General features: G+C 55.5%; 5 protein-coding genes and 1 pseudogene. All 6 read right to left on the minus strand.

Features of this window, described 5'->3' with window-relative positions; genetic code table 11:
• Positions 1-70 precede the first annotated feature (70 nt).
• Positions 71-1,132 (minus strand): annotated as a pseudogene (locus tag ACIQ0R_RS10590) (CobW family GTP-binding protein).
• Between the two features lie 71 nt (positions 1,133-1,203).
• Positions 1,204-1,800 (minus strand): Fur family transcriptional regulator, encoded by a 597-nt coding sequence (locus ACIQ0R_RS10595; RefSeq protein WP_395827009.1) that lies wholly within the window; start codon positions 1,798-1,800, stop codon positions 1,204-1,206.
• Positions 1,801-1,950: 150 nt separating this feature from the next.
• On the minus strand, positions 1,951-2,925 hold the full coding sequence (xerC, locus tag ACIQ0R_RS10600) for a tyrosine recombinase XerC (protein ID WP_395827012.1): 975 nt from the start codon (positions 2,923-2,925) through the stop codon (positions 1,951-1,953).
• 18 nt (positions 2,926-2,943) lie between these two features.
• A complete protein-coding gene (locus ACIQ0R_RS10605) occupies positions 2,944-3,600 on the minus strand; it encodes a DUF484 family protein (protein ID WP_395827015.1) in 657 nt (218 codons plus the stop codon).
• Positions 3,601-3,858: 258 nt separating this feature from the next.
• The gene (locus tag ACIQ0R_RS10610; RefSeq protein ID WP_395827019.1) at positions 3,859-5,061 is read right to left on the minus strand and encodes a porin; all 1,203 of its coding nucleotides are present in this window, start codon (positions 5,059-5,061) and stop codon (positions 3,859-3,861) included.
• A 470-nt stretch (positions 5,062-5,531) separates the two neighbouring features.
• The gene (locus ACIQ0R_RS10615) at positions 5,532-6,260 is read right to left on the minus strand and encodes a porin (protein ID WP_395827022.1); all 729 of its coding nucleotides are present in this window, start codon (positions 6,258-6,260) and stop codon (positions 5,532-5,534) included.
• Positions 6,261-6,316 lie beyond the last annotated feature (56 nt).

Here is a 6,316-nt window from a genome sequence, read left to right on the forward strand (position 1 = left end):
GCACATCAACCTGACCGGCGATTACGTTTGGCGCCAGAACCGGAAGGTCGACGAGGGGCAATTTCGACCGCTACGGACGCGGGGAAATCCTTAACGTACGATTTTTTCCGCTTCCCCTATTCTCCCCAATAAAGACCATTTTGCTGCCGCGTGTCTCATTTGCGTCCCACCTGGCGCCGACATCGCTGCCCATGATCTGATGTACGCCCTGAAATACCACTTTGCGGTCTGCCCCATCCATCCACAATACGCCTTTGTAGCGCAACATGCGCGGTCCGTAGACTTGCACCAGGCCACCCAGGAATTCGTCGAGACGGGCGGTATCGAAAGGCCTCGCACTTTTGAAAACAAAAGCCGCAATGTCATCGTCGTGATGCGCATGATGGTGGTCATGATGATGGCCCTCGCTCTAACCCTCGTGGTGATGAGACGGATGATCGCAATCGTCGCCGCTGTGAGCGTGCGCGCGTTCCTCGGTCGCCAAAAAATCAGGATCGATCTCCAGTTTGGCGTTCAGGTTGAAGCCGCGGATATCCAGGATTTCTTCAATCGGCGTGTGCTGCGGGTCAAGCGTAATGATCGGCGCGCGCGGATTGATGCGTTTCAGACGCGTTGTCAGGGCGGCGACTTCTGCGGCTCCGACCAGGTCGGTTTTGGATAGCAGCAGCTTGTCGGCAAAACCAACCTGGCGCTGCGCTTCTTCTTGCTGATCGAGCTGCGCCATCGCATGCTTGGCGTCGACCACGGTGACAATCGCATCCAGCATGAAATGCATCGCCACTTCGTCGTCGACGAAGAAGGTTTGCGCCACCGGGCCAGGATTGGCCATACCGGTGGTTTCGATGATCACCCGGTCGAAGTTGAGTTCGCCTGCCGTGCGGCGGCGCGCCAGCGTGCTCAATGCGACGATCAGGTCGCCGCGCACGGTGCAGCAGATGCAACCGTTATTCATTTCAACGATCTGCTCGCTGCTGTCCTGCACCAAGATTTCATTATCGATATTTCCCTGACCGAACTCGTTTTCAATGACAGCAATCTTGTGGCCGTGCTGCTGTTGCAGGATACGGTTGAGCAAGGTGGTTTTGCCGGCGCCGAGAAAGCCGGTGAGTATGGTGGTCGGGATCAGTGCCATAGTCTTATTCCGGAAAAAGAAAAACGAAGAAGGAGTCGTAGCGGTTCGACGATCTGAGTGCCGCCGGTGGATTAGTGAACGCAGTCGGCGCACCAGCCTTTGATGGTCAGTTCGATCTCATGGCCCTGAAAGCCATTGCCCAAGGTGTTTTGCAGAGTCTGCTGCAATTGCTTACGTAGCGCCGCGGGGCTGCTGTGGTCGTGGCTGTTGCCTGCAGCCAGTACGCTATCGAGAAAATTGGCGTCGCCGCTGCCGTCCAGGCAAAACACCTTGGCGCAGCGCGTGCATTTGAAGTGCCCGTGCTGGTGCTGCGCCTGCTCTGAATTGCCGTGATGGCGGCTATCGCTGTGCTCGGTGCCGGCGCTATAGCGGAACACGCGATCATCGCCAGCGATCTTGTGGGCCAGGCCGGCATCTGTCAGGCAATCGAGTGCGCGATACAGGGTCACCCGATCCATATCAACGAATTGGTCTTGCATGTCTTGATGCGAGGAAGCACAGCGCGCCTCCAACAGCGTAGCAAGTACTTTGGTGCGAGCCGGGGTAATACGCACGGCGACCTCGCGTAGTTGTGCTTCCGCCAATGCTGCCGCGTGTCGATCAGGGCCGTCCGCGGCTGCAGGTGCAGCGCGGACGCTGGCAGATTTGGATTTTGAGCTTGGGTTCATGGCTGCAATGATGAAAGGTAGAACTTCAATTATGCCGCAAAATGCAATTCAGTTGCATATTTGATGCAATTCGCGATCCGCGCTTCCGGCCAGTGCCACACGATACTCGGCGCGTGTGCGAGGCGGCGGGCGTCTGGCAAGGAATGGCGATCATTTATCCGGAATTTTTCTTGCGCGCGGGTGGGCTGAGTCATAGACCTGAGCCAGGCGCTGGAAATCCAGCGCGGTGTAGACCTGCGTGGCGGCAATCGACGCGTGTCCCAGCAGCTCCTGCACCGCGCGCAAATCGCCTGAACCTTGCAGCATGTGAGAGGCGAACGAGTGGCGCAGCACATGTGGGTGTACATTGCTGGCCATGCCGAGCGATTGCGCATGATGCTTCAGACGCAGTTGCATCACTCGCGGCGACATGCGAGTGCCGCGTTCGGTCAGGAACAATGCGTAAATATCGCTACCCAGATCAGCTTTGAGCAGTGTTTGCCGCTGCGGCAGCCACGCTGCAATCGCCTGTAATGCTGGTTTCCCTACCGGCACGCTGCGCTTCTTGCTGCCTTTGCCGGTCACGGTCACCTCTGCCGTATCAAAATCGATCCAGCCCGCCGATTCGTAGCCGTCCTGACGCGTGTAACGCCAATCCAATCCTGCCAGTTCGGAGACGCGCAGGCCGCTGGAGTAAAGTAATTCGAACATCGCCTGGTTGCACAAGGCGATGCTTGATCCTGCTTCGACCAGCGGGTTGCCGCTGGCGACCAGGTGGATTGCATCGTCTGCCGCCAGGGCTTTCGGCAATGACTTGGCGCGCTTCGGTGCTTTGACGCCATCGACCGGATTGCTATCGACCGTGGTTTGCTCTGCCAGCCATGCAAAAAAGCCGCGCCAGGCCGACAACTTGCGGGCAATCGAACTCGGGCTTAAACCACGCGAGTGCAATTGCGCGGCAAACTTGCGGATCTGGACGTGCGTGACGGTGGCATAGTTCCAATCTTCGCCAAGCCCTTGCAGCAGGCCCGCCAATTCACTGAGGTCGCGCGCGTAATTGCTGATCGTGTGCGGCGACAACTGACGTTGACCAGCCAGCCTATCGAGATAGGCGGGCAGATATCCTTGGTTAATGGTAGCGCTCACGGTGTCAGGACAAGATGATTATTCGAGTAAGCAGGTCAACGCAGCACTGCTCGTCTGGCCAATCTGTACCAGAAAGTCGGTTGCCATATCGGCGCTGAAGCGTTGCGGGTCGGGCGAGGCCAGCACCAGCAGGCCGAAGGTTGTCGAGTCGTTTCGTAACGGCAGCATAGCGATCGACTCGACGCCCGGCTCCAGCCACGACGCTGCCTTGAAATCATTATTGCTGCCGCAAAACGGCATGCTCAGTCCGTTAGCAAAAATCCTGGCATCCTCTGATGCAGGTACGGCAACCCAGGTGTGCGCATAACATGCGGCAACACCCCAGAGGCGTAACGTCGCCTGTGGTACGGCGAAAGTGCTGCGTAGTGCCTCGATCAGCGTATGCGGCAGATCGGCATCGTTGCGCGCCAGCAGCAGGCTGCGTGTCCAGTTATGCAGCTTGTGCGTGGTCATATCGTTTTCTTGGGCATTGCGGACCATCTCGGCAAGCCGCAAATCTTGGACCTTTATTTTTTCGCGCAATACTGCCATTTGCCGTTCCTGTAACGATATGGCCCGCCCCAGCAGAGGGCTGCTGAGCCTGATCTTAGCCAGCAGTTCTGCGTGTTCTTCAAAAAAATGTGGCGAGTCGATCAGATATCGGGCGACAGTATCGGGATCAAGATGGCTGGTCATGTGGTGTGTGGATGATGAAAGGATTTGACTAAATTTGACTCATCGAGCTGAGTAACAGAGTTTGAGTTTGAGTTTGAGTAACCGAGAATAATCAAGAGTACACCGCTAGCGTGTCGACTGACAACCTTGAATCTCCTCTGGTATCAACACGATCAGACGATACAATAAAAAAGACCCACATGGTTTCCCATGCGGGTCTTTCACATTCCAGGTCAAGCAACCTCACCCGCGCACTGCTGCGGATCCGGTCAGCTTAAATTAGAACTTGTGGCGGATACCAACAGTAACTGCTGTTTGGTTGTTTGCTGCGCCAGTGCCGCTACCTTCAACGCCTGGATTAACTGCGTTCTTGGCTTGCAGGAACGAAGCGAATGCATACAGGTCGGTACGCTTAGACAAGAAGTAGTCTGTACCCAGGTTGTACTGGATCAGCTTACCTGTGTTGTTCAGAGCCGAGGTGTCAGGAACGAAAGTCAGCTTGTTGTACTGAACTGCGGCCAACAGGTGCAGAGGAGCAGTCACAGCGTAGTTAACGCCCAGTTCGAAGATGTCAGCTTTGCTGTTGTTGATCGAACCAACGCTGTAGAAGTTAGGAGTACCTGAAGCGGCCGACAGAGCTGCTGTGCCGTTCCATGCGCTAGCCAGTGGCCGCTTGGCGCGCGACCAGTTACCGTACAGACGTGCTGGGCCGGCTTGGTAGCTAGCGCCCAACGAGAATACCTTCAGAGCTGTATCGCCTGGGTTGCCGACGAAATTTGGCGCGCTGTTAACCAGGGAAACGTCGCTAGGAGTAGTACCCTTCTTCGATTGGTGGTAAGCAGCGTACAGACCCAGTGGGCCGTTGGCGTACTGACCGCCCAGACCGAACGATTGGCCGCTCGATGTCTGACCAGCCGTTTCGCCGAAACCATAGATCAGGCTACCGGTGAAACCGGCTACGTTAGGAGTGTTGTAGCGGATCGAATTGTTGGTACGTGTACCTTCCAAACGGTCCAGATTGTGGCCAACTGCGCCAGTCACGCCGCCGAAGTCTTGAACCGAAGTCCATTGGCTCACGTCGCCCAGGACGTCAGTTTGACGACCCAGCAGCACGGAACCGAAGTCGCCGCCCAGACCGACAACCGATTTACGACGGAACAGAGTTGTCGAACCAGTGTCGCTTTGCAGAGCGCCAGTGTCATTGCGGAAACCAGCTTCCAATTGGAACAGAGCCTTCAGACCGCCGCCCAGATCTTCAACGCCCTTGAAACCCAGACGCGAACCTTGGATAACGCCGGAGTCAACGCTGAATTTGCTGCCGTTAGCGGACGATGTGCCGTTTGGACCGGCATTTGCAGTCGAAACCTTGTTCGCGTAAGTGATGCCGGTATCAACGATACCGTAGATGGTTACGGAGCTTTGAGCTTGTGCTGCACCTGCGATTGCGCCGAGTACGGCCAGTGCGATTAGTGATTTCTTCATTTGACATCCTTTATTGAGAAAACTGTCTTGAGGATCCGTACATCTTGCCGGATGGATGAACATTAAGGGCTCTCGCTGTCCATGCCTGCGGTTTGGTTTGCTGTGAGGTTATAAATTGGTCGAAATTGGGGAGTAATGTTAATTGTGTTGTATTTATGTGACATTTGGTGCGGACGAACGCAGGCCAGGCTAAGTTTGGCCGGGCTTTGCGTTGCCGATGAGCGGAGGGGGTGGTGAGGGGATGAGAAGTTATTTGCGGTTGCGCAAGCTGGCGCTCGGCGCTACCACCGCGGCAAAGCTTTGCGTTTTAAGCCTGCCCAATACTTATACTGATGTTCGCAATGTACTTCAAAATTTCTTATTTCCGATCATTCTCGGGCTACATACCGATAATTTTTCTTCCCGATCAAGAATTAATGCGTCTGAACCGGGGAGCTTGGCTGGCATGTAGCCCCCATGCAAGTTGTGACTTAGAACTTGTGGCGGATACCAATAGCAACCGCGGTCTGGTTGCTATTGCCTTCACTGTTCTGCAAAGCCGGGGCCTTGATGTCACCGACATAGGCACCGTATTTACCGGTTGCATACGATGCCAGCGTATAGAGATCGGTGCGCTTGGACAGGTGATAGTTTACCCCCAGGTTCAATTGCGTGACCTTTGGTTTACGGGTGTCGCCTTCGATCTTCATGTTGCTTTGCTGGACTGCCGCTAACAAATGCAACGGTTCCGTTACAGCATAGTCTACGCCCAGTTCGAACACGTTTTGCTTGAACAGTTCAGGAACATTGACGCGCGAGTAGTTGCCGTACAAGCGTGCAGGACCGGCTTGATAACTTGCACCCAGACTGAGTGTTTTGTTGACTGTGGTGCCGTCAAGACTGGCGCCTGGCAGAGCCGCTGGCATCAGGCCGCTGGCGGCAGCGATGCCAGAAATCAGGGTATCGCTAGGGTTCGCGCCGAATTTCGACTGGTAGTAACCGATGTAAGCTCCCAATGGACCGTTGTCGTAGGTGGCGCCGGCACCGAAGGACTGGCCAGCAGAGTTTTGACCTGCCTGTTCGCCGAAGCCATAGATCAGGCTACCCTTGAGGCCTGCCATATTTGGCGAGTCATAGCGGATCGCATTTTGTGTGCGGATACCTTGCAGGCGATCGAGCGAGGGTGTGCTGGATTTTGTGTAAACGGAATTTCGTTTAATTCGGCTTCATCCGTTCTTCAAACTGGATAGTGAAGCGGTTAAGTGCTCCCTTCCAG

Source organism: Collimonas sp. (assembly GCF_044339385.1).
Taxonomy (GTDB): domain Bacteria; phylum Pseudomonadota; class Gammaproteobacteria; order Burkholderiales; family Burkholderiaceae_D; genus Collimonas.

Excerpts from the sequence above, each read along its gene's own strand:
- ACIQ0R_RS10595 (WP_395827009.1), bottom strand. The coding sequence starts at position 1,800 with ATGAACCCAAGCTCAAAATCCAAATCTGCCAGCGTCCGCGCTGCACCT.
- ACIQ0R_RS10605 (WP_395827015.1), bottom strand. The coding sequence starts at position 3,600 with ATGACCAGCCATCTTGATCCCGATACTGTCGCCCGATATCTGATCGAC.
- ACIQ0R_RS10610 (WP_395827019.1), bottom strand. The coding sequence starts at position 5,061 with ATGAAGAAATCACTAATCGCACTGGCCGTACTCGGCGCAATCGCAGGT.